At 39.0% G+C, this 26,802-nt stretch carries 30 protein-coding genes and 1 riboswitch; of the genes, 17 read left to right on the forward strand and 13 right to left on the reverse strand.

Features of this window, described 5'->3' with window-relative positions; translation table 11 throughout:
* Positions 1-40: 40 nt before the first annotated feature.
* Both P0Y49_12085 and metE read right to left on the reverse strand, forming a co-directional pair.
* Positions 41-1,063 carry a ketoacyl-ACP synthase III gene (locus P0Y49_12085; GenBank protein WEK17535.1) on the reverse strand — a complete coding sequence of 341 codons (1,023 nt, stop codon included), beginning with the start codon at positions 1,061-1,063 and terminating at the stop codon, positions 41-43.
* A gap of 54 nt (positions 1,064-1,117) precedes the next feature.
* Entirely contained in the window at positions 1,118-3,436 is a 2,319-nt protein-coding gene (metE, locus tag P0Y49_12090; protein WEK17536.1) for a 5-methyltetrahydropteroyltriglutamate--homocysteine S-methyltransferase, read from the reverse strand.
* Positions 3,437-3,607: 171 nt separating this feature from the next.
* A riboswitch (cobalamin riboswitch) is annotated at positions 3,608-3,801 on the reverse strand.
* A 111-nt stretch (positions 3,802-3,912) separates the two neighbouring features.
* On the opposite strand from metE, the gene P0Y49_12095 reads away from it, so the two are divergent.
* Positions 3,913-4,425 (forward strand): hypothetical protein, encoded by a 513-nt coding sequence (locus tag P0Y49_12095; protein WEK17537.1) that lies wholly within the window; start codon positions 3,913-3,915, stop codon positions 4,423-4,425.
* A 21-nt stretch (positions 4,426-4,446) separates the two neighbouring features.
* Here the strand turns inward: P0Y49_12095 and P0Y49_12100 are convergent, their stop codons facing one another.
* From P0Y49_12100 to P0Y49_12135, 8 genes are all read right to left on the reverse strand, one after another.
* Positions 4,447-6,201 carry an ATP-binding protein gene (locus P0Y49_12100; GenBank protein ID WEK17538.1) on the reverse strand — a complete coding sequence of 585 codons (1,755 nt, stop codon included), beginning with the start codon at positions 6,199-6,201 and terminating at the stop codon, positions 4,447-4,449.
* Between the two features lie 32 nt (positions 6,202-6,233).
* A complete protein-coding gene (locus P0Y49_12105) occupies positions 6,234-7,364 on the reverse strand; it encodes a sensor protein KdpD (GenBank protein ID WEK17539.1) in 1,131 nt (376 codons plus the stop codon).
* Positions 7,365-7,543: 179 nt separating this feature from the next.
* A complete protein-coding gene (locus tag P0Y49_12110; GenBank protein WEK17540.1) occupies positions 7,544-8,614 on the reverse strand; it encodes a porin in 1,071 nt (356 codons plus the stop codon).
* Position 8,615: 1 nt separating this feature from the next.
* Positions 8,616-9,182, reverse strand: coding sequence for a K(+)-transporting ATPase subunit C (locus tag P0Y49_12115; GenBank protein ID WEK17541.1), 567 nt, complete (start codon positions 9,180-9,182; stop codon positions 8,616-8,618).
* Positions 9,183-9,190: 8 nt separating this feature from the next.
* On the reverse strand, positions 9,191-11,221 hold the full coding sequence (gene kdpB / locus P0Y49_12120) for a potassium-transporting ATPase subunit KdpB (protein WEK17542.1): 2,031 nt from the start codon (positions 11,219-11,221) through the stop codon (positions 9,191-9,193).
* A gap of 22 nt (positions 11,222-11,243) precedes the next feature.
* Entirely contained in the window at positions 11,244-12,962 is a 1,719-nt protein-coding gene (gene kdpA, locus P0Y49_12125) for a potassium-transporting ATPase subunit KdpA (GenBank protein WEK17543.1), read from the reverse strand.
* A 9-nt stretch (positions 12,963-12,971) separates the two neighbouring features.
* Entirely contained in the window at positions 12,972-13,049 is a 78-nt protein-coding gene (locus P0Y49_12130; GenBank protein WEK21793.1) for a potassium-transporting ATPase subunit F, read from the reverse strand.
* A 311-nt stretch (positions 13,050-13,360) separates the two neighbouring features.
* Positions 13,361-13,876, reverse strand: a complete 516-nt coding sequence (locus tag P0Y49_12135) for a DUF6141 family protein (GenBank protein ID WEK17544.1) — start codon at positions 13,874-13,876, stop codon at positions 13,361-13,363.
* Between the two features lie 85 nt (positions 13,877-13,961).
* Here P0Y49_12135 and P0Y49_12140 point away from each other — a divergent pair, with 85 nt between their 5' ends.
* Positions 13,962-14,453, forward strand: coding sequence for a hypothetical protein (locus P0Y49_12140; protein WEK17545.1), 492 nt, complete (start codon positions 13,962-13,964; stop codon positions 14,451-14,453).
* 117 nt (positions 14,454-14,570) lie between these two features.
* Here P0Y49_12140 and P0Y49_12145 read toward each other — a convergent pair whose 3' ends face one another.
* Positions 14,571-15,896: a sigma-54 dependent transcriptional regulator gene (locus P0Y49_12145; GenBank protein ID WEK17546.1), complete on the reverse strand. Its 1,326-nt coding sequence runs from the start codon at positions 15,894-15,896 to the stop codon at positions 14,571-14,573.
* A gap of 716 nt (positions 15,897-16,612) precedes the next feature.
* On the opposite strand from P0Y49_12145, the gene P0Y49_12150 reads away from it, so the two are divergent.
* The 9 genes from P0Y49_12150 (at position 16,613) to chrA (ending at position 22,508) form a co-directional block, all read left to right on the forward strand.
* Complete coding sequence (locus P0Y49_12150) at positions 16,613-16,942, forward strand: metalloregulator ArsR/SmtB family transcription factor (GenBank protein WEK17547.1); 330 nt, start codon at positions 16,613-16,615, stop codon at positions 16,940-16,942.
* Between the two features lie 72 nt (positions 16,943-17,014).
* Positions 17,015-17,479 (forward strand): DUF6428 family protein, encoded by a 465-nt coding sequence (locus P0Y49_12155; GenBank protein ID WEK17548.1) that lies wholly within the window; start codon positions 17,015-17,017, stop codon positions 17,477-17,479.
* Positions 17,480-17,497: 18 nt separating this feature from the next.
* A complete protein-coding gene (locus P0Y49_12160) occupies positions 17,498-18,118 on the forward strand; it encodes a class I SAM-dependent methyltransferase (protein ID WEK17549.1) in 621 nt (206 codons plus the stop codon).
* Between the two features lie 10 nt (positions 18,119-18,128).
* Positions 18,129-18,740 carry a protein-tyrosine-phosphatase gene (locus P0Y49_12165; GenBank protein WEK17550.1) on the forward strand — a complete coding sequence of 204 codons (612 nt, stop codon included), beginning with the start codon at positions 18,129-18,131 and terminating at the stop codon, positions 18,738-18,740.
* A 3-nt stretch (positions 18,741-18,743) separates the two neighbouring features.
* Positions 18,744-19,775 (forward strand): ACR3 family arsenite efflux transporter, encoded by a 1,032-nt coding sequence (gene arsB / locus P0Y49_12170; protein WEK17551.1) that lies wholly within the window; start codon positions 18,744-18,746, stop codon positions 19,773-19,775.
* A gap of 30 nt (positions 19,776-19,805) precedes the next feature.
* On the forward strand, positions 19,806-20,612 hold the full coding sequence (locus tag P0Y49_12175) for a helix-turn-helix transcriptional regulator (GenBank protein ID WEK17552.1): 807 nt from the start codon (positions 19,806-19,808) through the stop codon (positions 20,610-20,612).
* Between the two features lie 94 nt (positions 20,613-20,706).
* Positions 20,707-21,201, forward strand: a complete 495-nt coding sequence (locus P0Y49_12180; GenBank protein WEK17553.1) for a hypothetical protein — start codon at positions 20,707-20,709, stop codon at positions 21,199-21,201.
* Positions 21,191-21,400, forward strand: coding sequence for a hypothetical protein (locus P0Y49_12185; GenBank protein ID WEK17554.1), 210 nt, complete (start codon positions 21,191-21,193; stop codon positions 21,398-21,400). The genes P0Y49_12180 and P0Y49_12185 overlap by 11 nt, the downstream gene beginning before the upstream one ends.
* Positions 21,384-22,508: a chromate efflux transporter gene (chrA, locus tag P0Y49_12190; protein ID WEK17555.1), complete on the forward strand. Its 1,125-nt coding sequence runs from the start codon at positions 21,384-21,386 to the stop codon at positions 22,506-22,508. The genes P0Y49_12185 and chrA overlap by 17 nt, the downstream gene beginning before the upstream one ends.
* A 192-nt stretch (positions 22,509-22,700) precedes the next feature.
* Here chrA and P0Y49_12195 read toward each other — a convergent pair whose 3' ends face one another.
* Together P0Y49_12195 and P0Y49_12200 are read right to left on the reverse strand one after the other, a co-directional pair.
* Positions 22,701-22,850: a hypothetical protein gene (locus P0Y49_12195; protein WEK17556.1), complete on the reverse strand. Its 150-nt coding sequence runs from the start codon at positions 22,848-22,850 to the stop codon at positions 22,701-22,703.
* A 10-nt stretch (positions 22,851-22,860) separates the two neighbouring features.
* Entirely contained in the window at positions 22,861-23,196 is a 336-nt protein-coding gene (locus tag P0Y49_12200; GenBank protein WEK17557.1) for a YnfA family protein, read from the reverse strand.
* A 131-nt stretch (positions 23,197-23,327) separates the two neighbouring features.
* On the opposite strand from P0Y49_12200, the gene P0Y49_12205 reads away from it, so the two are divergent.
* From P0Y49_12205 to P0Y49_12230, 6 genes are all read left to right on the forward strand, one after another.
* Positions 23,328-23,900, forward strand: coding sequence for a hypothetical protein (locus P0Y49_12205; GenBank protein WEK17558.1), 573 nt, complete (start codon positions 23,328-23,330; stop codon positions 23,898-23,900).
* 143 nt (positions 23,901-24,043) lie between these two features.
* Positions 24,044-24,697 carry an SCO family protein gene (locus tag P0Y49_12210; GenBank protein WEK17559.1) on the forward strand — a complete coding sequence of 218 codons (654 nt, stop codon included), beginning with the start codon at positions 24,044-24,046 and terminating at the stop codon, positions 24,695-24,697.
* A 3-nt stretch (positions 24,698-24,700) separates the two neighbouring features.
* A complete protein-coding gene (locus P0Y49_12215; GenBank protein ID WEK17560.1) occupies positions 24,701-25,123 on the forward strand; it encodes a cytochrome c in 423 nt (140 codons plus the stop codon).
* Positions 25,124-25,207: 84 nt separating this feature from the next.
* Positions 25,208-25,564: a hypothetical protein gene (locus P0Y49_12220; GenBank protein WEK17561.1), complete on the forward strand. Its 357-nt coding sequence runs from the start codon at positions 25,208-25,210 to the stop codon at positions 25,562-25,564.
* Positions 25,565-25,587: 23 nt separating this feature from the next.
* On the forward strand, positions 25,588-25,866 hold the full coding sequence (locus P0Y49_12225; protein WEK17562.1) for a transposase: 279 nt from the start codon (positions 25,588-25,590) through the stop codon (positions 25,864-25,866).
* Positions 25,863-26,714, forward strand: a complete 852-nt coding sequence (locus P0Y49_12230) for an IS3 family transposase (protein ID WEK17563.1) — start codon at positions 25,863-25,865, stop codon at positions 26,712-26,714. The genes P0Y49_12225 and P0Y49_12230 overlap by 4 nt, the downstream gene beginning before the upstream one ends.
* The last annotated feature ends 88 nt before the right edge of the window (positions 26,715-26,802 follow it).

Here is a 26,802-nt window from a genome sequence, read left to right on the forward strand (position 1 = left end):
TGGCATAAAATGCAAAAAAATAAGCCGTCCTTCTACTTAATTATAGAAGTCGGCTTTTTTTAGACTGGCGAAGTTTCCCCCACTTCAAATACGTTGCGCCCCAGGAGAACCCGGCACCAAACGCAGTCAATATCATTTTATCGCCGTATTTAAAATCATCTTTAAAGTCCCATAAGCACAAAGGAATCGTTGCAGCAGTTGTATTGCCATAGCGGTCGATATTTACCTTTACCTGCTCCGCAGATAAACCCAGATAATCACCTACAGATTGTATGATTCTTAAATTTGCCTGATGTGGAATCAAGTAATCGATTTGTGCACTCACCAGATCATTTGACTTCAGAACCTCATTACAGGTATCTGTCATCCCTTGAATAGCAGCTTTAAATACCACCCTTCCATCCTGACGTACATAATGTAGCTTTTCATCCAGCGTAGCCTGAGATGCAGGAAATTTTGAGCCTCCGGCAGTAACGATCAGATTTTCTTTACCTGTACCATCTGTTCTAAAAAAACTATCCATCAAGCCTACCGGCTCTTCCGTTTGCTCTAATAAGACTGCTCCCGCACCATCACCAAAAAGGATGCAAGTATTACGATCTGTATAATTAACTATAGCACTGTTCTTATCAGCGCCAATTACAATCACCTTTTTACAGCGACCGCTTTCAATCATACTTGCACCAAGTGTTAAAGCATATAAAAAGCCACTGCAGGCTGCATTAGTGTCAATTCCCCAGGCATTTTTTAAACCCGCTTTTTCACATACCATACTTCCTGTACTTACCATCACATAATCAGGTGTAGAAGTTGATACGATTACACAATCAATTTCATCCGGATTAACATCACCATCTTCCATTAATCTCTTCAGCGCAAACGTGGCCATATCTGAAGTAGCAATATTCGGGTCGTTTACAATCCTTCTCTCCTTTATCCCTGTCCTTGCAACTATCCAATCGTCATTGGTATCCACCATTTTTTCGAGGTCATGGTTACTTAAAACCGTATCTGGAACATAACCTCCAACCGCGGTAATCACCGCATTTTTCCTTATTCTCATTTGTGCGTACGTAATTCTGTAAAGAAGGCAGGTATGCCACCTGCCTTCTTTTTTTTACAAAGTTACAGCTTCTTCCACAGATTCCCGCAGTACTTTTGCAGCAGCAACCATTTCTATTAAAGCTTTTTTTGTTTCTTCCCAATGTCTGGTCTTTAAACCACAGTCAGGATTTACCCAAAGTTGACTTGCAGGGATAACTTTTTTAGCCTTTTCCAGCAGAGAAACCATTTCTTCCTTAGCCGGTACACGAGGCGAATGAATATCATAAACACCGGGACCAATTTCATTAGGATATTTAAAATCAGCAAATGCATCGAGCAATTCCATCTGCGAGCGCGAACATTCAATCGTGATCACATCTGCATCCATATCTGCAATGTGCTGGATGATGTCATTAAATTCAGAATAACACATATGGGTATGGATTTGGGTATCATCTTTTACCCCACTTGCAGAGATCCTGAAAGCACGAACAGCCCATTCTAAATAGATCTGCCAATCTTCTTTACGCAATGGCAACCCTTCTCTTATTGCGGGTTCATCAATCTGAATGATTTTGATACCAGCCTTTTCAAGGTCGACCACCTCATCTCTAATTGCAAGTGCAATTTGTGTACAGGTTTCCGATCGTGGCTGATCATTCCGCACAAAAGACCATTGCAACATCGTAACAGGACCTGTAAGCATTCCTTTAACCCATTTATTGGTTAAGGATTGTGCATAGGCAGACCACCTTACCGTCATTGCTGCAGGACGATATACATCTCCATAAATTACGGGTGGTTTTACACAGCGGCTACCATAACTTTGCACCCAACCATTTTTAGTAAAGGCAAAACCAGCAAGCTGTTCTCCGAAATATTCGACCATATCGTTCCGTTCAAATTCGCCATGAACCAACACATCTATGCCGGTAGCTTCCTGAAAACGGATCGTTTCAGCAGTCTCCTTTTCTATTAACAAATCGTATTCAGCCAAACTTAAATCGCCCTTTTTATATTTTGCTCTCCAGCCCCGCACCTCTGGTGTTTGCGGAAATGAACCAATTGTTGTGGTGGGGAACAAAGGTAATTTTAACGATTTTCCTTGTAACTTCTGGCGAACAGAAAACCCATTAGCTCTTTGATCATCTGTTGCCGAAATATCTGCTATACGTTGCTTTACAACATGATTGTGAGTCAAAGCAGAGGATCTGCGTTTTTCATTTACATCAAAATTTGCACCTAACTTTGAGGCGGCAGCGGCTTCTTTGTTAGCCAACTGCTTCAATACAACTACCTCATCAACCTTTTGCTTAGCAAATGCCATCCAATCCTTAATTTCCGGGGGTAAAGTATCCCCATTTGTTTCAAGATCTAAATCGCATGGCGAATGGATTAGCGAACAAGATGGACTAATGATTAGCCTATGGTCTCCCACATACTCAAGTGCATCTTCAATTAATCCCAAAGACTTTTTGAAATCATTCTTCCAGATGTTTCTTCCGTCAACCACCCCTACAGATAGACTCATATTGGCAGGGATCAGCTCTAAAATCGTTTTCAATTGCTCCGGACTACGTACCAGATCAATATGTAAAGCATGAACCGGTAGTGTTGTCGCCAATTCAGCATTATCTTGTAGCGCGCCAAAATAAGTAGCCAGTAATATTTTTAGTTTAGGGAATTGCTTTTTAAGCTCTACATAAACGTATTTAAAAGCTACTTTATCCTTATCCCTAAGGTCCAACGACAGAAAAGGTTCATCAAACTGCACCCATTCCACATGCTGTTCTTTCAGCTTTTTAAGTAGTTCAATATAAACCGGTAATAGATTTTTAACCAGATCTATCCTGTCAAACCCGCTTTCTTTTTCCTTGCCCAGTAACAAATAAGAAACAGGCCCAATAATTACCGGCTTGGTTTTAAGACCTAACCTTAACGCTTCATTATATTCATCTAACAGCTTAGTTGAAAACAGTTTAAACTGCTGGTCTTTGAAAAATTCGGGAACGATATAATGATAATTCGTATCCAACCATTTTGTCATTTCCATTGCAGTAATGTCTAATCCATCTTTTTGGTAGCCCCTCGCCATTGCAAAATAAAGATCAAGCTCCGAGTTGCCTTTGTTTAAGATGACTTCATGATAACGCTTAGGTATAGCGCCAACAGTAAGGGATAAATCCAGCACCTGATCATAGAATGAAAAATCATTGGATGGGATCAGATCTATACCAGCTTTTTTTTGCAGTTCCCAGTTATGCCGACGAATTTCCCGGCCGGTTTGGACCAGATTTTGAATACTTGATTTGCCTGACCAATATTGCTCGCAGGCTTTTTTGAGTTCTCTTTTACTACCAATGCGCGGGTAGCCCAGATTGTTTGTTAGCATTTTCTTGCTTTTTAATTGATGAAAAAATCAGTTAAAAGCTCTTTTGCTGAACTTCGCAATGCTGCCGGATATAAAAAATAAGAAAAATAGAAATGCACGGACACAGGCATTCCATTAAATGTCTGTATTTAAAAATGCATCAAACTTAACTCGTGCTTCATATCGCGAAAGCATTGTCAATTCGATAAAGGCAGGTCTCCTGACTTGTAACATTTTTACCATCCTTCCCATTTCATTATAAAAACAGTGGATATACTAAGGGTAAAAACTTTTTTGTGTTACTTACAGTTGCGCGACAGTTCGTGATTTACACACGATTCCCTATTAATCTACAATTAAGTAAAACCATTACCGGTTGATGAAGAAAGTAAAGAACTTGTATCGCGTAAAGGTAGTGTAAAGCCTGAATTTTAAAACATTTTATTTGTATTCTTTTGATTTTTATTATCTTCCGTTTTTAAATCATTTTAACGCTAATGAAACAACTCAGCTTTTCTGCCCTGCTGCTACTTATAGTATTGATAACTGGTTCTTGTAAGAAAATACCAGTGATCAACTATACAAATTCCAGTATATCCTTCAAAATTGACGGTGTATCCAAAGAAGCCAAGGGAAATAAAAATGTATTTTCCGCATACGCAAAAGAGGAAAATATAATGATGGTTATCGGAAATCTTGACGCCACAGGAGATCAGCAAATTTCTCTTATGATTAACAATTTCCATGGTGTTGGAGAATATTCCGGCGAGGAAAATTTCATAGGAATTTACAATACTCCGGAGTTTGAAGAAAGCATAATCAGTAAAGAAGGTAAGATTAAAATTACTGAATATACGGAGGGAAAAAGTATAAAAGGCGAATTTGAATTCAAAGGCGTAGCCTTTATAATCAACATAGGGAACCAAAATAACAATACGGAAGTAACTAAGGTCTTTTCTGATGGAAAATTTTCAGCAACAATTATTGATGCCCCAGATATGATCCCCTAATAAAAGTCCATTCATTACCTGTTATGGCACAACAGGTAATGAAAAGCAAAACCGGCTTCCTTCTCCTAACTCGCTTTCAACCCATATTGTACCATTTTCGGCTTCTATAAAGTCTTTAGAAATGGCTAACCCCAGTCCGGAACCCGATTTATTGTTTCCATCTGTAGGTACCTGAAAATACTTCTCAAACAAGCGTTTTTGGTATTTTTCTTCTATTCCCTTACCAAAATCACGAACAGAGAACTCTATAGTATCTCTTTTTTCAACTACCTGAACAATGATCTTTGATTTTTCTGAACTATACCTAAGTGCATTGGATAGAAAATTAACCAGTACCCATGCTGTTTTTTCGATATCTACACTAATCTGAGATAGGTTATTTTTGGAAATCAGTTCCAGTTCAATAGATTTCTGCTCGGCCTGAAACCTTACCGCATCCATCGCATAAATAGCAATCTTGCGTGGGTCAGATTTTGCAAAATTCAATTGGAGGTTTCCTGTTTCTAACTGTGCAAGATCAAGCAATTCAGTAGTTATCTTTAGCAGACGACCACAATCTTCCTTAATATGTTGCACCAATTCTTTTTGCTCTGTATTCAATGATCCCACACGCTCATCATCCATTAATTTTAAGCTCATTTTAATAGAAGATATAGGTGTTTTTAACTCATGAGACACTGTGGCAATGAAATTGGTTTTCGCTTCATCCAGTTCCTTATACTTCGTAATATTTTTAAGGACATAAACTTCGCCGGCTTCTTTTCCGGTTTGTACCATAGCATTATCGGCGTTGTCATCGTAATTAGGTATCTTGATTTCTCTACGTTCCAATTGAAAATAAGACTCTTTTTGATCTGCGTAAATTTTCATTGGTTTATTAACACTATCCTCCTGCAAAATTCGGTTTAGCAGATCATTCTTTTTCCTAAGTTCCATTGCATTCGCACCTATTACAAGTTTTTGCTCAAGGTTCAACAACTGACCTGCTACTTTATTAAAGAAAATAATCTCATCATGCTCATTTACCCCAATTATGGCATCCTGCATCTGCTCAATAATCGTCTCAATCCTTAGCTTTTCAGATTGTAATTTAGCCATATTACTATTCTCCCATTTATTTAATTCACTAGCCATCACATTAAAAGAATCAGCCAATTCTGTAAACTCATTAGAACCTTTAAATTCCAATCGCTGTTTATAGTTTTTGCGACTGATTTCGCGTATGGCATCTGCGAATTCCTTTAAGGGATTGGCTACGAAGCCAGGAAAATTAACAATGAAAGAGAATAGAATCAGAAAGCAGACAGAAGCTGCAAAAAGTACATACATGGCCGACTTTTCTATTGAATTTTGTGCTACTCCATTTTTTCTTACAATGGCATTCATATTCAAATCGTCAATTAGCTTTAATTGATATCTTACCTCAGTTAAGGCTTTTTGTTTAGCAGCTAAATCTGTTGCAGGATCTATAATACTGGTATAAGCGGCCTTCAATGCCGCCACAGCCTGATCTTCCCCCGGTTCAGTCACATTTTTGCCTTCCAATGCCAACTCCTGGTTAAACATTGCCTGAGCCTCTGCCGATAAGGGTAGTGGATGCTCATCTATGATAGAACGCATTTTACTGGTAAAGCCCAACGTCTCATAATTGTCTTTCAAAATAACCTTTGATCTTTTGGAGATTTCGTTCATGTAGTATAAGGAAATGCCTCCAAAAAAGAGTATCACCACGAACAAGAATCCGAATCCGAGGCGAAGTTTGTTTTTTATCTTCATTATTATTTTGTTTTAAATTCTTTAAGTAGCGCTTATGATAAAATGACTAAATCTGTTTCTGTGGCCGAAATTCTTTGCAAAAGTTGGTTAAAAATCGCAGTTCTCATGATAATTTGAAATAAATTTAAATGCGGCTTGCCTATACATATTGTTGTGATTTCCTTTTCTTCAGCCATTTTAATAATTGCCTGTGTAATATCGTTACTTTTAACCTTAATCACTTCAGCTCCCAGTTCTGTTGCCATTTTAAAATTATTGATCAAATGACGTTGTAAATCAAGCTTTATGCGATCTCCCCGCTCATTGCTATTTTGTACATACAAAACAATCCAGGGCGAACGATAATATGAAGCAAGTCTGGCTGTTTTACGGATCACAATCTTAGCAGTATCATGATTGGTCGAAATGCAGGCCATAAAACGTTCGGGTCTTAGTTTAATTTGTTTAGGGATCTCTAAACTAATCTTTCTCTCCAAATGATGGGCTACTTCTTTTAAAGCCAGCTCTCGTAATTGTAATATCCTTTCTGACTGAAAAAAATTTCCTAAAGCACGTTCTATTTTACTTTCATCATAGATTTTTCCTGATTTTAAACGGTCTATCAATTCATCAGCAGTTAAATCTATATTTACGATTTCGTCTGCCAATTCTAAAATCTTATCTGGTATCCTTTCTGTAATGGATATGCCGGCTATCTTTTCAATTTCTCCATTCATACTTTCCAGATGCTGTATGTTTACCGCCGAGATCACACTAATACCAGCCTCGAGAATATCAACTACATCCTGCCACCTCTTACCATTTTTGCTCCCTTCCACATTGGTGTGGGCAAGCTCATCGACGATCACAACTTCAGGATGCAGGCTCATGATGGCATTGACATCCATTTCTTCCAGCTCCTTACCTTTATAAAATATTTTCCTTCTGGCAATTAAAGGAAGGCCTAACAAGAGTGCCTGCGTTTCTGCACGGTTGTGCGTTTCAATATATCCAATCTGTATATCAATCCCATTTTTCAGTAAAGCATGAGCTTCCTGTAGCATTCTGTAGGTTTTACCTACGCCTGCACTCATGCCTATATAAACTTTAAATTTTCCTCTTCTTGATTTTTTTACCAGATCGAGAAACTTACGTACGGAACTCTCTTTATTTTCTTCTTCCATTAAGGATTACCATTTAACGATGATATACGCTTCAGTTATTAAGTACCAAATCCCGAGTAATAACAATAAAGAAACACTTAAAACAGGAATCAGTTTAACAATATATTTTTTATTCATCCTATTAAATATTAATACAGGACCGGCCACACCAAAACCAGCCCTGTAAAAACTATACAATCTTAAAAAGAAACTGCTATACTCGCAGTAACTGCAGCATCGGTATCAACAGGTTTTTCATTGCGTATAAAAACCTTATCCTCACTATTGTATACTTTTCCTTCAAGTCTTACAACTGCATTGCTAAATGGTGCATAATCCAGGTTTACAGAATAACCAGTGGTCTTAAACCCATTTTCTGTAGCTGTGGCAATAAAAATACCATCTTTATCCTGATAATACTCTACCCTACCGGCAACCTTCCATTTGCTGGCAATGGCATATTGTGCAATGGCAACCGGTGACAATACTTCGCTACATTCGCTACTACCTTTAGCTTTTTGTTGCGTTCCATAATCAAACCCTATCGTTAAATCGAAATCATCGGTCATTTGATATATTCCGTACACATTGTGATAAAAGCGCTTTACCCTAACATCGTCAGCACCTTCTGTCCCCAAATAATTACTGTAATTTACGGTAATTTTGCTGGTAGGTTTCCAGGTTAATTGTACACCTCCAGCTGGTTTACTATTTCCATTTAGACGGTTAATACGCTGCCAACCATTTAAATATAACAATACTGCAGAGAATTTACCATCATTGGTTGCATAACTTACCTTGGCCCCCGATTCATAATAAGGTGTATTTTCTGAAGAAATATTTCTGGTTAGTACCCAACAATCTTTAGATATTGCACTTTCAAAGCCTATGTGGGAGGAGAAGATACCTGCATCTGCCCATAAATTAATTGTTTTAGAGAGTTTTATGCCTGCATTGGCTTCAAAAAGGTTTTTTAACACTCCCGGTTCGGTAGCTAAATTGGCATTGGCATAAGTACCAGCCATTATAGCCACATTAGCCCTAATGGCTCCATTGTCGTAACTTCCTTTTATAAATCCAAGGTTTAAACTCACCTCATTGTGGCGGTTATGCGAGTAAATAAAACCTGGTCTATTATTATCCGATGGTTTGTTAAAGTCGTATCCATAAGCTGTTTCCAGGTAACCCGTTACTTTAATTTTGGATTCTTCCTGCGCATAAGAACAGGCAGCCGAACTTAGGGCCGCCGAAAGCAATAATAGTTTCTTCATGTTATTTTTTTAATTCGTCGAGGGCAAGGTTTAATTTTAAAACATTTACAACTGAAGGACCAAACATGCCCAGCAAAGGCCCCTCTGTATTTTTTACAACAAGTTCTGCAACGGCTCTATCGGAAAGACCACGGTTTGCAGCAACTCTTTTAATCTGAATAATTGCAGATTGCTCGGAGATATTGGGATCTAAACCACTACCCGATGCCGTTACCATATCGGCGGGTATATCTGCTTTTTTCAAATAAGGGTGGTACTTTAAGAGCGTGTCAATTCTTCCCGACACAAGGGCCAGGTATTCTACATTCGATGGGCCTTTATTGGAGCCTCCAGATCCGGCAGCATTATAGCCGACAGCCGATGGTCTACCCCAAAAATATTCTGGTTTGGTAAAGTTCTGCCCAATTAAAGCATAACCAACCACCTTACCATTTTTAGTGATTTTCTCACCCCCACCATGTCCTTTAGAAAAACTACCTCCAAAGGCAATTATTAAGGGATATATAACGCATAGCAGCAACATCAGCACTGCAGTAAGGCGTATAGATTGTAACAAATATTTTTTCATGTTCTTTTTTAAACAAATAATCCAACAAACAAATCAATTAGCTTGATGCCGATAAATGGTGCAATAACACCTCCAAGTCCATATATAAACAAGTTTCTGCGTAACAAAGCACTTGCTCCTATAGGTTTATAAGCCACACCTTTTAAGGCCAGCGGAATCAGGAAAGGAATAATGATGGCGTTAAAAATTACGGCCGAGAGAATTGCACTTTCCGGGCTATGCAGTCCCATGATATTCAAATGCTGCAAAGCAGGGATTGAAGCGATAAATAAGGCCGGTACAATCGCAAAATACTTGGCCACATCATTGGCGATAGAAAAGGTAGTTAGTGTGCCACGCGTGATGAGCAGTTGTTTGCCTATTTCAACAATTTCTATCAGCTTGGTTGGATCATTGTCCAAATCCACCATATTGCCCGCTTCTTTGGCAGCCTGTGTCCCACTATTCATGGCCACGCCAACATCTGCTTGCGCCAATGCCGGGGCATCATTGGTACCATCCCCCATCATCGCTACCAGCTTACCTAAGGCTTGTTCCTCTTTAATGTAGTTCATTTTATCTTCGGGTTTGGCCTCAGCAATAAAATCATCTACACCGGCCTTTTCGGCAATAAACTTAGCGGTAAGTGGGTTATCACCGGTTACCATTACTGTTTTTACACCCATTTTGCGCAGACGTTCAAAGCGCTCGCTAATGCCAGTTTTTATAATATCCTGCAACTCAATTACACCCAGTGCTTTTTCATTTTCAGCAACCACCAATGGTGTTCCACCATTACTTGCTATGGCTTTTACCTGTTCCTCAATATCCACGGGAAAAGGATTACCGGCCATCAAAACAATATTTCTGATCGAATCAAAAGCACCTTTTCTAATTCGTCTACCATCAGGAGTATCAATACCACTCGACCTCGTTTCGGCCGTAAACTTGATAAATTTAGCCCCCTCCGGTACTTTGGTCAGTATATGGGTGTCTTCTATTCCTGCAAGCTCTACAATGGATTTTCCTTCAGGGGTATCATCAGCTAGTGAGCTGAGTACACAGGCATCCGTAAAGTTCTTGATTATCACTCCTGCTGTAGGATAAAAATTGGTTGCTTTACGGTTGCCGATGGTAATGGTACCTGTTTTATCCAACAACAACACATCAATATCACCGGCAGTTTCTACTGCTTTACCGGATTTAGTGATCACATTGGCACGCAATGCTCTGTCCATCCCAGCTATCCCTATGGCCGACAATAAACCGCCAATGGTTGTAGGGATCAGACAAACAAACAGGGAAATTAAAGCGGCAATAGTTATGGGTGTATTGGCATAATCAGCGAAAGGCTTTAAGGCTACACATACAATAATAAATATCAATGTAAAACTGGCCAGCAAAATGGTTAATGCGATCTCATTAGGTGTTTTCTGACGAGATGCGCCTTCAACCAATGCTATCATCTTATCCAGAAAGCTCTCGCCGGGCTGTGTACTCACCTGAACTTTAATCTCATCGGAAAGCACTTTTGTACCGCCTGTAACGGATGATTTATCTCCTCCACATTCACGGATCACAGGAGCAGATTCTCCGGTAATGGCCGACTCATCAATCGTAGCGATACCAGCAATAATCTCGCCATCAGTTGGTATGGTATCCCCTGCTTCGCATATAAATATATCGCCCTTTTTAAGCAGATTAGAAGAACGGATTTCAATAGTTCCATTGGCCAGCAACACTTTTGCAGGTGTTTCTTCCCTTGTTTTTCTTAAACTATCTGCTTGTGCTTTACCGCGGGCTTCGGCAATAGCTTCAGCAAAATTGGCAAAAAGCACTGTAAGTAATAAAATTGTGAAGATCAAAAAGTTGTATACAGATGAACCTTGATCAGTATGCGTAAACGAATAAATCGTAACATAAGCCATGATCAATGTACCAATCTCAACAGTAAACATCACCGGATTGCGAACCATAACCCGTGGATCTAGCTTGATAAAGGATTGTTTCAATGCAGTTTGCACCAAAGCAGGTTCAAATAATTTATTAGAAGTTTTCATCTATATTATTTATATATTTTTTCTATTTAAGCATCGTAAAGTATTCGGCCAATGGGCCTAATGCCAGCGCGGGGAAATAAGAAAGGGCATTAAGCACCACGATAACAGCGAAGGTCATTACACTGAAGGTCAACGTATCTGTTTTCAGTGTACCTGCAGATTCAGGAATGTATTTTTTAGCACCCAATAAACCTGCGATGGCTACGGGACCAATGATAGGTAGAAAACGTCCAAGTATCATCACAAAGCCTGTGACTACATTCCAGAATACATTGTTATCACTCAGGCCCTCAAATCCGGAACCATTGTTAGCATTTGAGGAAGTCATTTGATACAGCATTTCAGAGAAACCGTGAAATCCGGGGTTATTTAACCAGTTTTTTGGCTGTACTGACCAGGCTGCATCACCATGGTTGACAAAGACATAACTTGCTATTGCTGTACCCCCAAGAATTAAAAAAGGGCTCAGCAAAGTAACCAATGCAGCTATTTTGATCTCCCGCGCTTCTACTTTATGGCCTAAAAACTCAGGTGTACGCCCTACCATTAATCCGGAAATGAATACGGCTATAATCAAGTAGATGAAATAATTGAGTATACCTGCTCCACAACCACCATAAAACGAGTTAATCATCATGCCCAACAATTGCCAAAGACCTGTAAGTGGCATCGTACTGTCGTGCATACTGTTTACGGAGCCGGTAGAAATAATAGTGGTTACTGTACTCCAGTAAGCAGATAAAGCCGGTCCAAAACGTACCTCTTTGCCCTCCATAGCGCCTGTTGCCTGTGAAATACCCATTTTGGCTATCGCCGGGTTTCCACCAAGCTCTGAAGTCAATGTTGGAATTAATAGGAGTAGCATACCTATAGTCATTACACCAAAAATCATCCAGGCTAGTCTTCTACGCCTGATGAAATAACCGAATGCAATAACCATGGCAATTGGAATAATTACCTGAGCCATCAGCTCAACCATAGCAGTTAAGTAGTTAGGATTTTCTAATGGATGTGCAGAGTTTGCACCGAACCAGCCACCTCCATTTGTACCGAGGTGTTTGATGGCAATAAATGCTGCAGCAGGCCCTCTGGATACATTTACAGTATCACCTTGTACCGACATAAACTGATCTTTACCTTCATAACTGGTAGGTGTACCATTAAAGGCTAAAATTAAAGCCATAACTAATGATAAAGGCAATAACAAACGTGTAATCGATTTCACAAAGAAATCCCAGAAGTTTCCCAACTTAACGGATGTTTTATCTCTAAAAGCCTTAAATAAAACCACCGCAGCTGTTAAACCTGTTGCACAACTTACAAATTGCAAAAACATCAATACAAAATGTTGTGTCAGATATGTCACACCGGTTTCTCCGGAGTAATCCTGAAGATTACAATTTACCACAAAACTAATAATGGTGTTAAAGGAAAGATCTGGCGACATCCCTGGATTTCCGTCAGGATTTAAGGGTAGTTTATCCTGATATATGAGCATAAAAAATCCGTACACCAACCAAACCATGTTAATCGTCAGCATCGCTTTTAAATGTTGCTTCCAATTCATTTCTTCTTTGGGGTTGATCCCGGACAATTTAAATATGCCGTTTTCAATAGGTTTTAGAAAGTCTGTCCAGACTTTCTCTCCGGCAAAAACCTTTGCCAGGTATTTGCCAAGCGGAATGGCTATTGCGAGCGTAAGCAGATAGGTAGCAATAATTCCAGGTAATTCAGTGTTCATAGCTGTTAATTAAAATTTTTCGGGTTTAATGAGCACGTAAATCATATAAATGAATACTGCTAATGCAATAATGAATAATGCGATCATAATTTTTAGATTTTCTCGAACCAGTCAATTGATTTGTAAAACACCCGGCACAGTAGCAGCAGGGCGAGTAGAAGGAGGATTGTTAACATAATTGTGTCGTTTTTGATGAACAATAGCCAATTGGCATACCACAATCAGACACATAAAAACAAAGCGCTGATTATCAATAAACAACAATATTTAATAAGGATAAGTTTTAGCGTACCAAATAAAAAACCCTTCCATTTTGGAAGGGTTTTTTACCATTTTGATAAGATCGATTCACAATTGCGCCGCAGGGACGGACAAACATTGCTCCCTTTAAGCTATCATTAAAAATTACTTTTATTTAACTTAATCAGCACCGCTTCTAGTTCTTCAGGCTTATTGGTACCAATCAGGATCTTCTTACCATTGTTGAGTTCCAATTGCAATCCTTTATTACCTGATATATTATAGGCCATTCCTTCCCCAGAGTTGCTGTGACGTATACCCCATCCCCCATATTCTCCTAAAGGACTATATGTTCTTACGTAAGACTTAGCTATCATATCCCAACTGTAATATTTATACGACCAGTGAAAAGGGAAAAACTTCATATAAACACCATCCCTTTTGATTTGTGTATTCAATCTAATACAAAAAAATAGTGCAGTAACCAGAACAACTACCCCTGCTGATGTCAGCAGTGCATAATTGCTCACTGATTTCCCGGAGACCTGAGTTTTTAGAGTTAACTGCTCATAAAGCCAAAATAGAATAGTACCATCTATACCCAACAAAATAAGCCAAAGCCACCATTGTCTAAACATTTGATCTTCTGTAAAGAAAATTTCTTGTTGTATCATTATAAAGTGTTAATTTTAATCCTAAAACAATAACATGCAACATACCAATTTTAATTAACATTAAGTTAAGTATAAAAGAACAACTATGAAATATTTTATTTTGCTTGCCTTATGCGTTTGTTTACTAACCAATTGCAGTAAACAAACCTCGCCACCTGCGAAACCGGTGTCAAAAATCACCGTAAATAAGAATGATATAGCCTGGGAAAGTGAGGGTGTTTATGCCAGCTATAATGTGGATGAAGATATTGTTCATGTAATGTCAGGAAAGGATAATGAATCTTTTGAAATATCATTTAAAAAGGGGAACATTCCCATTACCGGAATAATGAAAGATTTTTCATCGGGTGTTCTTATTACTCCCTTTAAAGCCAGCGCAGCTATTTCAGATAGCTATTCTCTGGATACAACTAAGCCTAACAAGCTTAAAATACTTATCATTGACAATCCTGAAAAACGCATAGCAGGAGATTTTCTGCTTTATCTTAAAAGAAACGAACAACATACAGCCAAAGAGGAAATTAATGTTTTTCAGGGACGATTTGATGTCCGGTATGAGCCATTCTCTTTAAAATAATTTTAACCACCTTCTCCTTCATCAAATCTTCATTTAAGATGACTTATATTTGTCATGAGAGCGTTAATTGGCAGCCTGTACTATTAGTTTAGTATGGGTTGTTTTTTTATTAAAGGCTTAATTTTCAATTTTCCGGTATAAGGTAGTCAAGCCAATCCCCAACAAACGAGCGGCTTCCGTTTTATTTCCCCCTGTATACCTAAGGATCTTTTCGATGTGATGTTTCTCTACTGTTTCCAATTTCATCATATCCTCTTCGGTAGCAAGTTCTGTTACATGGAATTCATACGGCAACAAGTTTCCATTAAGCAGGGGTCCATCAGCCAAAATCACCACACGCTCCATTACATTTTTCAACTCTCTGATATTTCCTTTCCAGGAATGCTTCAACAATAGTTCTTCAAAATTCTCATCCATCTTAAAACCAGGTCTATTCACCTTATTGGCAAACTCCTTTAAATAATACCTGGCTAGCAGCAAAATATCTGATTTACGCTGTGATAAAGGTGGCAATTCAATAGAAAATACCGAAAGTCTGTAATAAAGATCTAACCTAAATTTACCAGCTTCAGCTTCTAATTTCAAATCTCTATTCGTGGCCGCTATGATACGTACATTTACTTTACTGGTGTGCGTATCCCCTACCTTAATAAAGGTCTGATTTTCGAGTACCCGTAATAATTTTGCCTGTAAATCCAGATTCATCTCTCCTATTTCATCCAGAAAGATAGTTCCTTCATTGGCTTCTTCAAGTAATCCCTTTTTATCCTTAATGGCACCTGTAAAAGCCCCGGCCTTATGACCAAACAATTCGCTTTCCAATAACTCGTGATTAAAACCACTGCAGTTTACGGCCACAAAAGGCTTCATTTTACGCAAACTTTCATAATGTATGGCCTGAGCAAAGACTTCCTTTCCCGTCCCCGTTTCACCTAGTAAAAGTACAGTGGTATCTGTTGAGGCAACTTTCTGAGAGAGATTTATGGCTTCCTGTATGGCCTTAGACTGCCCCAATATACCACTAAAACTGTATTTCTTAACCACTTTGGTTTCCAACTCACTCACTCTATATTGAAGCTTTGCTTTATCAAGTGCTTTATAGACCAATGGAATGATCTTATCGTTATCATCACCTTTGGTAATGTAATCAAATGCCCCATTTCGCATCGCCATTACACCGTCCGCAATAGTACCAAAAGCAGTCAGGTTAATTACCTCAGCATAAGGCCTAATTTTCTTGATTTCTTTAATCAGTTCAACACCATTAATGTCCGGAAGTTTTACATCACTAATCACCACATAAACTTCATTATTGGCCAATATCTTTAATCCTTCCTTTCCTGTATTGGCCTGCAAAACTTTAAAACCCTCCAGTTCTATAATGCGTGCCAGAAGGCTGCAGATCTTTTTCTCGTCATCTATAATTAGAACTGTGTACTGCATAGCTGATAATTTCAACAATATTAGTAATTATTTTTTATCAGCAGGCTGTTCAAAGCTGATGCCCATAGTTAACGTATTAAAAAACTAAATAGAAATTGATTTGATGTGTGGTTTTTGTACAATTTTTTATAGTAATAGAAAACGGTTGATTGGTAGTCCCCATACCCACGGTCTATTACAGTCACATTGCCTTTCTCTTATGTCTATTTTTAGCACAATCCTGTCGTAAAGAGAATCTAATGCCAAATTCTAAAGATCTACAGAATGGGCTCATATCTTTGTTCCTATACAGAAAGGAGGTAAATCATGGGCGGGCAGAAACACGTTATACGATGTTGACGAGATAGGCAATTGACAGGCAGATTAAGGAATTAGGCGATACAATTGCTGAAATTATAGAAGCTGATAAAATGGATACGCCGTGTGCTCCATATGCCCGCTCTTTGTGCGGTAAGAGACGACCAGCCACAATTTTACAACTTATTCTTGAGGGTTTACGATCGGACTAAGGTTAAGATGAAAGCCTATGTAGCGGTTCAGAAAAAGTTCCTTTCCATGATGTATTACCTGTGGAAAAAAGATACTCCGTATGATCCTCAATTTGATCACGGCAATGCTGTACGGCTTATTTGAAACCTAACCAACAATGATTTTTCATTTTGTACTTGTATTGTAGATTTTAATATCGTAATATTGCGATGTTAAAAGATTGAAGTATGGGACTTACTAAAACAGAAATTTTTGGAGACAAGCAGAATAAACTGGCATCGGCTTTCAAGGTCTTGGGCCATCCGGCCAGGATTGCTATACTTCAATATATCATTGATAAAAAAGCTTGTATCTGCAATGATCTCGTTGATGAATTGGGGCTTGCCCAGGCAACAATTTCCCAGCATTTAAAAGAACTCAAAAGTACAGGTATCATACAGGGGACTATCGAAGGAAAATCGGTCTGCTATTGTATTAATGAGGAAGTCTGGAAGTCTGTTCAAAATGAGTTCAATGCCTTCTTCAATCAGGAGGTTAAAGTAAAAAACTGCTGCTGATCTCTTTTTTTATAGCTATTAACATCGTCACATTGCAATATGTAATTAATTAAAACCTTAAATTAGATTCTTATGAAACTATCAGAAATCAAAGAAATCCTGCCAACATTGACTAATGTTGAATTTCAGATGGAGAACGGAACATTTGTTCCGGTACACTTTCATGTAACGGAAATTGGAATGATCACGAAGCACTTTATTGATTGCGGCGGTGTAATTCGCAACGAAAAGGTGGTAAACTTTCAGCTCTGGAATGCGGACGACTATGAGCATAGGTTAAAGCCAACCAAATTATTGCATATTATTAAGCTATCAGAGGAAAAATTAGGTATTGAAGATGCAGAAATTGAGGTAGAATACCAAACAGGAACTATTGGTAAATACGATTTGGACTTTAACGGAGATCATTTTGTGCTGAAGAACAAGCGAACCGCTTGTCTGGCGAACGAAGCCTGCGGCATTCCCGTGGAAAAGCAAAAAATAAAACTGTCGGAATTAAATGCTCCTTGTTGCACACCTAATTCGGGATGTTGCTAATCAAAAAATTTTTAAGAAATGGAAGATTCAAATCGAAAAGCCCACTGGGAAAATATTTACGAAAACAACCCCCTGGAAACAGTTAGCTGGTATCAACCCAACCCGGAAACCTCACTGTTTTTTCTCAATCAATTTAATCTGCAAAAGACCGCCAAAATCATTGATATCGGTGGAGGTGACAGCTTTTTCGTTGACCATTTGCTTGATTTAGGCTACGTTGATATTACGGTGCTCGATATTTCCGATGCCGCCATTCAGCGGGCAAAGGCAAGATTAGGTAGCAAGGCAGATAAAGTAAAATGGATCGTTGAAGATGTTTCGAAATTCCAGCCGACGGAACAATATGATTTTTGGCATGACAGGGCCACATTCCATTTTTTGACGAATGAGCTGGAAATTGATAATTATCTCGCTATTGCAGCAGGCGCCGTTTCAGTAAATGGAATGATGGTTATCGGTACTTTCTCAGAACAGGGACCAACAAAATGCAGCGGCATCCAAATCAGACAATATTCGGAACATACGATGACAGATTTGTTTCAAAATGATTTTGAAAAAATAGAATGTATTACCGTTGACCATAAAACCCCTTTTGATACAGTGCAGAATTTTGTGTTCTGCAGTTTTCGTAAGAAATAACGATTCATTTATGTACACAGTATTATCGAAAACAATAGCACAGTTGGAGCCGCAAAATATCGGTGAAAAACGTAAAATTGTATTGCAGCCCCTGCTGGAGTTCATCCAGCAGAAAATATACCTGCGGAAGAATGTCAATCTCAATTTTATCTGTACTCATAATTCCCGCAGAAGCCATTTATCCCAGATTTGGGCACAGGCAGCAGCAATGCACTTTAACGTTCCAAATGTCCATTGCTATTCCGGCGGTACGGAAGAAACGGCATTATTCCCGAAAGTGGCGGAAACATTGGTAGATCAAGATTTCAATATTTTCAAAATTGCGGATAGCAATAATCCAGTTTATGCTATAAAATACGGTGATAATGATTTGCCTGTCATTGGGTTTTCGAAGAAATATGATAGCCCTTTTAATCCTGTATCAGAGTTTGCAGCGATTATGACCTGTTCACAGGCAGACGGTGGATGCCCTCTTATCCCAGGTGCAGAAAAACGAATACCGGTCACATTTGATGACCCAAAGGTTTCAGATGGTATGCAGGAACAAACAAAGGTATATGCTGAAAGAAGTTTGCAGATTGCCGCTGAAATGTTTTATGTTTTCTCCCTTATTAATCCTTGACCTATGCAGCCAAGATTAAAATTTCTTGATCGCTATCTCACGTTATGGATATTTCTGGCGATGGCAACAGGCATTGGTCTGGGATATTCCTTTCCGGCTATTTCCAATGTGACCAATGCCTTATCCATAGGTACGACAAATATTCCGCTGGCCGCAGGTCTGATATTGATGATGTACCCCCCATTGGCAAAAGTTGACTATACACTGCTGCCTCAGGCATTTAAGGACAAAAAAGTAATTGGCCTATCATTGCTGCTCAATTGGGTTATTGGTACCGTACTGATGTTCGGACTGGCTGTTTTGTTTTTGCGCAGCGAACCCGATTATATGACAGGTTTAATATTGATCGGACTGGCAAGATGTATCGCAATGGTCATTGTCTGGAATGATCTTGCAAAAGGCAGCAGGGAATACGCAGCTTTATTGGTGGCATTAAACAGTATCTTTCAGGTATTGACTTACAGCTTTCTGGTATGGCTGTTCATCAATGTATTGCCACGCAGATTAGGCTTGGCTAATTTCAATGTAAACGTATCTATAAAGGATGTTACAGAAAGTGTACTGATGTATTTGGGGATTCCTTTCTTAGCCGGTTTTTTAAGCCGATATGTATTGGTAAGAACAAAAGGCATAGAATGGTATAACAGGAAATTTGTGCCCGCAATATCGCCTGTCACATTGTATGCACTGCTCTTTACCATAGTATTAATGTTCAGTCTGAAAGGTGACAAAATACTAGCATTGCCGATGGACGTGATAAAAGTCGCTATACCGCTGATCATCTATTTTGTGCTGATGTTTTTCGTAAGCTTCTTTATTGGTAAGTCTTTAAATGTTCCTTATGACAAAAACGCCTCTGTAGCATTTACTGCTACAGGAAACAATTTCGAGTTGGCAATCGCAGTAGCAATTGCGGTATTTGGCATTCACTCTCCGCAGGCTTTTGTTGGGGTTATCGGTCCACTGGTGGAAGTTCCTGTATTGATACTGCTGGTTAGGGCGAGCTTGTGGATGAAGAAGAAATATTATCGTTAATTTTAAAGAGAAATTCAAGATCGAAAATAATTGAAGAGGTCCATCACCATAAAGAACAAGATAGAAACGGCTGAACTGATCAGGGTTTCGCCGTTCAGCAAGGAGAAACGAAGAACACAGCCGCATAAGCATAGCAATTATTTTGAGATCATATACCTGCTCAAGGGAAAAGGTACGCACACCATTGACTATGTTCAATATGCTATAGAAACACCGGCTATTTTCTTTGTCCGCAAAGAGCAGGTCCATCACTGGGATATAGAAACTTCACCGGAAGGTTATGTCCTGCTGCTGCAAAACGGCTTTGTCGAAAAATCGCTGGACAGCGAACTGAAAAAGCTTTTGTCCCGGGCAAGTGCATTAAACTGCTTATATCTTAAGGAAAGCTGCATGATTGAGCCATTTTTTCGGTTGCTTGCTTCAGAGAGTGATTTTACAGTGACCGAAGGAATTTTAAAAGCGCTATTGGCAAAAATATTGAATAATGCACACCTTATTTCTACAGATAGGGAGAATAAAACCGGTAATGTTGCTTTATTATTTAGAGAGTTGCTCGATAATACGGATGAACTAAGGAATAATGTTGCTTACTATGCCGAAAAGCTAAATACTACGCCGCAGAACTTAAATGCCATTTCGAGAAAGGCACTGGGTCTTTCCGCCTCGCAACTAATAGCGCAGCATATCATCTCCGAAGCAAAAAGATTATTGATATACACGGAAACTAGTGTATCTGGGATAGCTTACAGCCTGAGCTTTAATGACACCTCCCACTTTGTCAAATATTTCAGACGCCATACTGGCTTCACACCGCAAGCCTTTCGCAGAGAGCGATAAAGAACCATAGTATTTTCAAATATACCTCAAAGCATCAAAATTATTGTGCCAACTTTGTATAAGGGGGATATCCCTTCGCCGAAAATTATAGGGTATGAAAAATTTATTTGTCACTCCGTTCATATTGCTGCTATTCGCCTGTAATCAGAAGGTCGGCGATCAGCAGGCTTTACAAGATCAGGTTGATAGCCTCCAGTCCAGATTGGATCACAGCTATAAACCGGGATTTGGTGAATTTATGAGCAGCATACAGGTTCACCATAATAAACTATGGTTTGCAGGCATTAGCAATAACTGGAAGCTCGCGGATTTCGAGGTTGGCGAAATTCAGGAAAGTATGGACGGCATCAGGCAATACTGCACTGACCGTCCGGAAACCCAATCGCTGCCTATGATAGATCCCGCATTGGACAATATCCGAAAAGCCATTCAGCAGCAGAACAGCGCTGCTTTTAAAAAAGGCTATATCAATCTGACCAATGCCTGCAATTCCTGCCACCAGGCAACCAAGCACGAGTTCAATGTGATTACAGTTCCGTCTTCACCGCCATTTACCAACCAGGATTTTAAACTGCACTATGAAAAATAGTATTTTGATAACGAAGCCATTGCCATTGGTTATCCCAAGGATGATCGTTGGCTTGGTCTTTCTTTCGGAAGGTGTTCAAAAGTTCGTTGTACCGGGGCTTGTGGGTGCGGGACGTTTTGCCAAAATAGTGTTGCTTTTCTTGGGCAGTGGCAATTATTCTGTTGATCAATACCTAATCAAGCGTGGAGAAAGAGCATAACCTGAAAGACCTTTCCCGGGTGTTTCTGAAATTGGGATTTACAGCCTTTGGAGGGCCTGCGGCTCATATTGCCATGATGCGGCGGGAAGTAGTAATAAAGCGCCGGTGGATATCCGAAGAACATTTTCTCGATATGATAGGTGCAACTAACTTAATCCCTGGACCCAACAGTACAGAAATGGCAATCCATATCGGGCAAGAAAGAGAAGGATGGAAAGGATTACTGGTTGCCGGTTTATGTTTTATATGTCCTGCCGTTATCATTACTTTATTTTTTGCCTGGTTGTATAGGCAGTACGGTCGGCTTCCCGAGGTCCAGCCTTTCATTTATGGAATAAAGCCCGCTATAATCGCTGTGATATTGGCGGCTATTTACCCCTTGGCAAAAAAATCGCTGAAAACCCCGCAGCTTTGGGCCATCGGTATTATCGTTTTGATTCTGTCTTTATTAGGCATCAATGAAATCTTCCTTTTATTTGGTGCCGGCATAGCGGCAATGCTATTATACCTGATAAATAAGGAAAAGACTGTCCATTCAATTATCCCGGTCACCTTGTTGCAGCTTGCCGGTTCAGGTTTTCTTTCGTCTAAGAACGTACATCTCTTCCTGGCCTTCCTAAAAATCGGGTCTATTCTGTACGGAAGCGGCTATGTGCTGTTTGCTTTTTTGGATGCTGACCTGGTTAAATCGGGACTGCTCACCAGACAGGAATTGATAGACGCTATTGCTGTTGGACAATTCACTCCCGGACCTGTTTTCTCTTCGGTTACTTTCATAGGGTATCAGATTAATGGCCTTTCAGGGGCAATTGTTTCTACTGTTGCTATTTTTCTCCCTTCCTTTGCATTTGTGGCACTGCTTCATCCGCTGATGAAAAAGATGCGTTCCTCAAAAATGCTATCTGCATTTTTAGATGCAGTAAATGTTGCGTCAGTAGCTATCATTTTAGTAGTCTGCTATGACATGGCAAAAGACAGTATTGCTGATTGGAGAACTATACTTATAGCAATTGTCAGCTTAATTTTTGTTTTCAGATTCAGCAAAGTTAACAGTGCATTTATCATATTGGCTGGGGCAATACTCGGTTACCTGTTGTTTTTAATGTGACCTGCGGGAAAAAGTCGCAGCACTGTCTTTCTGTTTTGATAAATTCAGCCAGTTCATCCAATACAGGATCGTTACCCTTAAATTTATAAATATAGCCGTTTTCCAATTCCTTCTTTTCAATGATCTGGCTTTTTAGGCTCGCAATGACTGTTGCCTTGCGCTTTTGCATCTCCGGGCCGGTCAGTTTGCAGCTTAGCGTTCTTTCACTGCCGCAATTATCATTGCACCGTCCGAAAAAGTAGCGGCTGTTGTCTTTTTCATACTTTTTCTTTCTGGCTTTTTATTCTGGCAGTATCCCGAAAGGGAAAACGCCAGCAATGGGATGAGGAAGATGTATTTCATGTTTACATTATTATTGGATTGAACGTGGGGCGTAAAAAATGATACAGACACCGGCCAAAGCGACCAGCGCACCGATGATATCATAACGATCAGGCTTGAAACCATCAATCTTCCATGCCCATAGCAGGGAAAGTACAATGAAAATGCCACCATAGGTAGCATAAGTCCGGGCAAAGTTGGCAGTTTGCCAGGTAGCTACTACACCATAAAGAGCCAAAATCAGTGCCCCCAGAATACCATACCAATAAGGTTTATCTTCTTTGAGCCAAAGCCATATCAGGTATCCCCCGCCTATTTCACATATCCCTGCAAGCAGGAAAATGGAGAGTGATTTTAATACTGTCATATCATAAAAGCTATTTTCTATATTTACAAATATAAACCGTGGAGTATAGTCAACGATCAAGAAAAAATGCAAAAAACTTATGTTAATAGGTGAATTAGTAATGGATTGAAGATAAATTAACAACCGAAGAGTTGAATGAAATATCCAGATTAATATTTGAACAATTAACTGAAGCCGAATATAGGAATAACGAATTAGAAATAGACAATTTGTCAGCTTTTGAGGAACCTCCATTTTGGGAAAAAGTAAGAGCTTTGTTTAGGAGATATAAAGGAATAGATCAACCAAAAAATATAGAAGAAGCCCAGGAACGTGATGAAATGAATCGTAGATATACGGTCTTGAGTGAAAATATTAAAAGAATACATCATAATCACATAATTATATTTGGTTTTGTACCTGGATATTCAGCCCTTGATGCTCTGGTTGCTGAACAAAATTATACATCTTCTGCCGTAAATCTATCAATTGACCTATTTGGCGGAAGCCTTTTAAAAGGAATTACCGGACCAATTTTTAGAGTTGGTGAAAAATATCTTTTCAGCATAACAGAACTAGCCCTAAAATATCCTAACATTGCAAATAAGCTAGGATCTTTTAATATTCGAGAATTTAATATAATTAAAAGGAGTAGTAGCAATAAAATAATTTATGTAAAAGGTCCTTTTTATGGAATGGAACGAAGCTTTATATATTTTAAGTAAACTATAAATTAAAATGAGATACTTATTATTAGTGATTGGAACTTGCCTTTCTGACGCTTTTATGGCAATAGTATACCTTATCAAAATGGTAGGGTTAATTTCATTTTAAGTACCTTTGCTCTTCTTAAATTATCATTATTCTTATGAAGCTACAACTTTCTATACCACTATCTTTATTCGCTGCCGCTATAGTCTTAATTACCTCTTGCCAAGGCGAAAAAAAGTTACCTATATTGGGTCCCAGAACAGTAGAGACTGTTAAAAAGCCAGATGGATCTACCGGTATAGATACGGTATACAAAACCATACCTCACTTTAGCTTTCTGAATCAGGATAGTGTTTATATCACCAACGATAAGTTTAAGGATAAGATTTACATTGCTGATTTCTTTTTTACTTCATGCTCTACAATATGTCCTGTTATGCACCGTAACATGAAGGAAATCTTTGAAAAATATAAAGACAACCCCAATGTAATGTACCTTTCGCATACCATCGACTTTAAATATGATACCCCTTCTGTATTGAAGAAATATGCTCAAAAATTGGGTGTAGACAATGGTAAATGGCAATTTGTATATGGCAGTAAAGACAGTGTTTATAAGATTGCTGAAAAAGATTACCTTGTAGCCGTTATTGAAGATAGTACCGCTAAAGAGGGCTATATACATCAAGGTTGGTTGGTACTAATAGATAAGCAAAAACGCATTCGTGGGGCTTATGATGGCACCGATACGAAGCAGGTTGCTCAGTTAATGAAAGACATCCCGGTTTTATTGGCAGAAGATAAAAAATAAGCTATGCGTAGGTTCCTGATTGGTGCTTTATTTCTATTAGCGTTGGCTACCATCATCTATTCTTGTCAGGATGCAGGGCAGCTAAAACAAGATGTCTACTATGTTAATGGCAGGGATCTATACATTAAGCATTGCCAAAATTGCCATGGAACGAAAGGTGAAGGCCTAGCTAGCCTCACACCACCACTTACCGATACTGTTTTCTTAAAATCGAACAAACATAGACTCGCTTGTTTTATTAAAAACGGCATAAAAGACACCATCACTGTGAATGGGCAAATATATGATGGCACCATGCCGGCATTTCCCGAATTATACGATATCGATATTGCACAACTGCTGGTTTACATCAGTAATTCTTTTGGCAATAAACAGGGGATGTATACGCCGGAGGAAGTATCTATGATACTGAAAAGCTGTAAGTGAAAAATTTGTGTATGCTAATTATTACACAGCAAAATCATTTTTTTTCTCTATCATTGGCTTACACACTAATGAAACATTTACGTCATGAAAAAACTATTTCTATTAGCCATAGCTGCGGCTTTTGGCACCTTCAGCTACGCGCAAAAGCCTTACACTAACCCGAATTTTAAACAACTAAGCAGCCAGCACAAACTGATCGCAATCTTACCTGCTGATGTAAAAATTACCTATAAGGCCCAGCCTAGATATTTTGACTATGAGGCTAACAGAGATAAAGAGATCGAATTGGCTTATAAAGTACAATCGGCACTATATACCTTTTTGCTGGAGCGTGGAATTAAAAGCGTCACTAGCTTTCAGGACCTTGAGAAAACTAATGTCCTATTAAAAAGAGCAGGAATGATGGATATAATACTCCCCAAATATTGGACAGCTGATTAAATTCATAAATTTAACAGTTGAAAATGAAAAAAGAGCGTAGAAAATTCAGTTCTGTTTTCAAGACCAAAGTGGTGCTTGAAGCAATTAAGGAAAGTAGTACCATGCAAGAACTTGCGTCCAAATACAGTCTCCATCCCACACAGATCACCGCGTGGAAGCGTGAATTTCTTGAGAAAGCCGATACGGTGTTTGGTTCAGAGAAACCAGATGAAAAGGAAGAATCTAAAGAGAAGGAACTGTACTCCAAGATTGGCGAACTTCAGATCCAGGTTGATTTCCTAAAAAAAGTCTTGGGGAAATGAGTATGATTGAAAGGCGTAGCCTTATTTCCCCGGAGCACCAGGCGCTGAGTATTGCCAGTCAGTGCAAGCTACTGAACTTGCAGCGCAGCTGCTATTATTTCAAGCCTAAAGGCGAGTCGCTGTTCAACCAGTCGATAATGAATTTGATTGACCGTAAGTTTCTTGACTGCCCGTTTTACGGCGTGGACCGGATGACTGCGTATCTTAACAAAGATTTGGGATGTCATGTGAATAACAAGCGTATACGTCGTCTTTATCGTGTGATGAACCTGCGGACAATTTATCCTAAAAAGAACCTGAGCAAGGCTAATGCGGCACACCATAAATATCCATATTTGCTGAAAGGCTTGAAAATAGATCGGCCGGGCCAGGTTTGGCAGGCTGATATCACTTATATTCCCATGTTCAGAGGCTTCATGTATATGTTTGCCATTATTGATGTGTACAGCCGAAAGATTGTCGGATGGAGCATTTCAAATACCATGACCGTAGAATGGTGCAGAGATGTACTGCTTGAAACCATTGAAGAACATGGTACACCTGGTATATTTAATACGGATCAAGGCTCACAGTTCACCAGTCCGATCTTCACTAAAGCACTTAAAGACAGTAATGTAAGTATATCTATGGATGGCAAGGGAAGAGCCTTGGATAATGTGTTCATTGAGCGATTCTGGAGATCTTTGAAACAGGAGTATATTTATCTTAACCCACCTAACGGTGGTATGGAATTATTCCAGGGTATAAAACGGTATGTGGAATTTTATAACAATGAACGAAGGCATCGGTCAATGGACGATCTTACGCCAAATGAGGTATTCTATCAAAATAATAAAAAAGTGTCCTAAATAATCTTAAGTTTGACCTATAGCTGTCCAGCAAACCGGGAGTACTTCAGGATAATCTTAAAAATTTCACCAAAGAGGAAATTGCAAA

The organism is Candidatus Pedobacter colombiensis, from assembly GCA_029202485.1.
Lineage (GTDB): Bacteria > Bacteroidota > Bacteroidia > Sphingobacteriales > Sphingobacteriaceae > Pedobacter > Pedobacter colombiensis.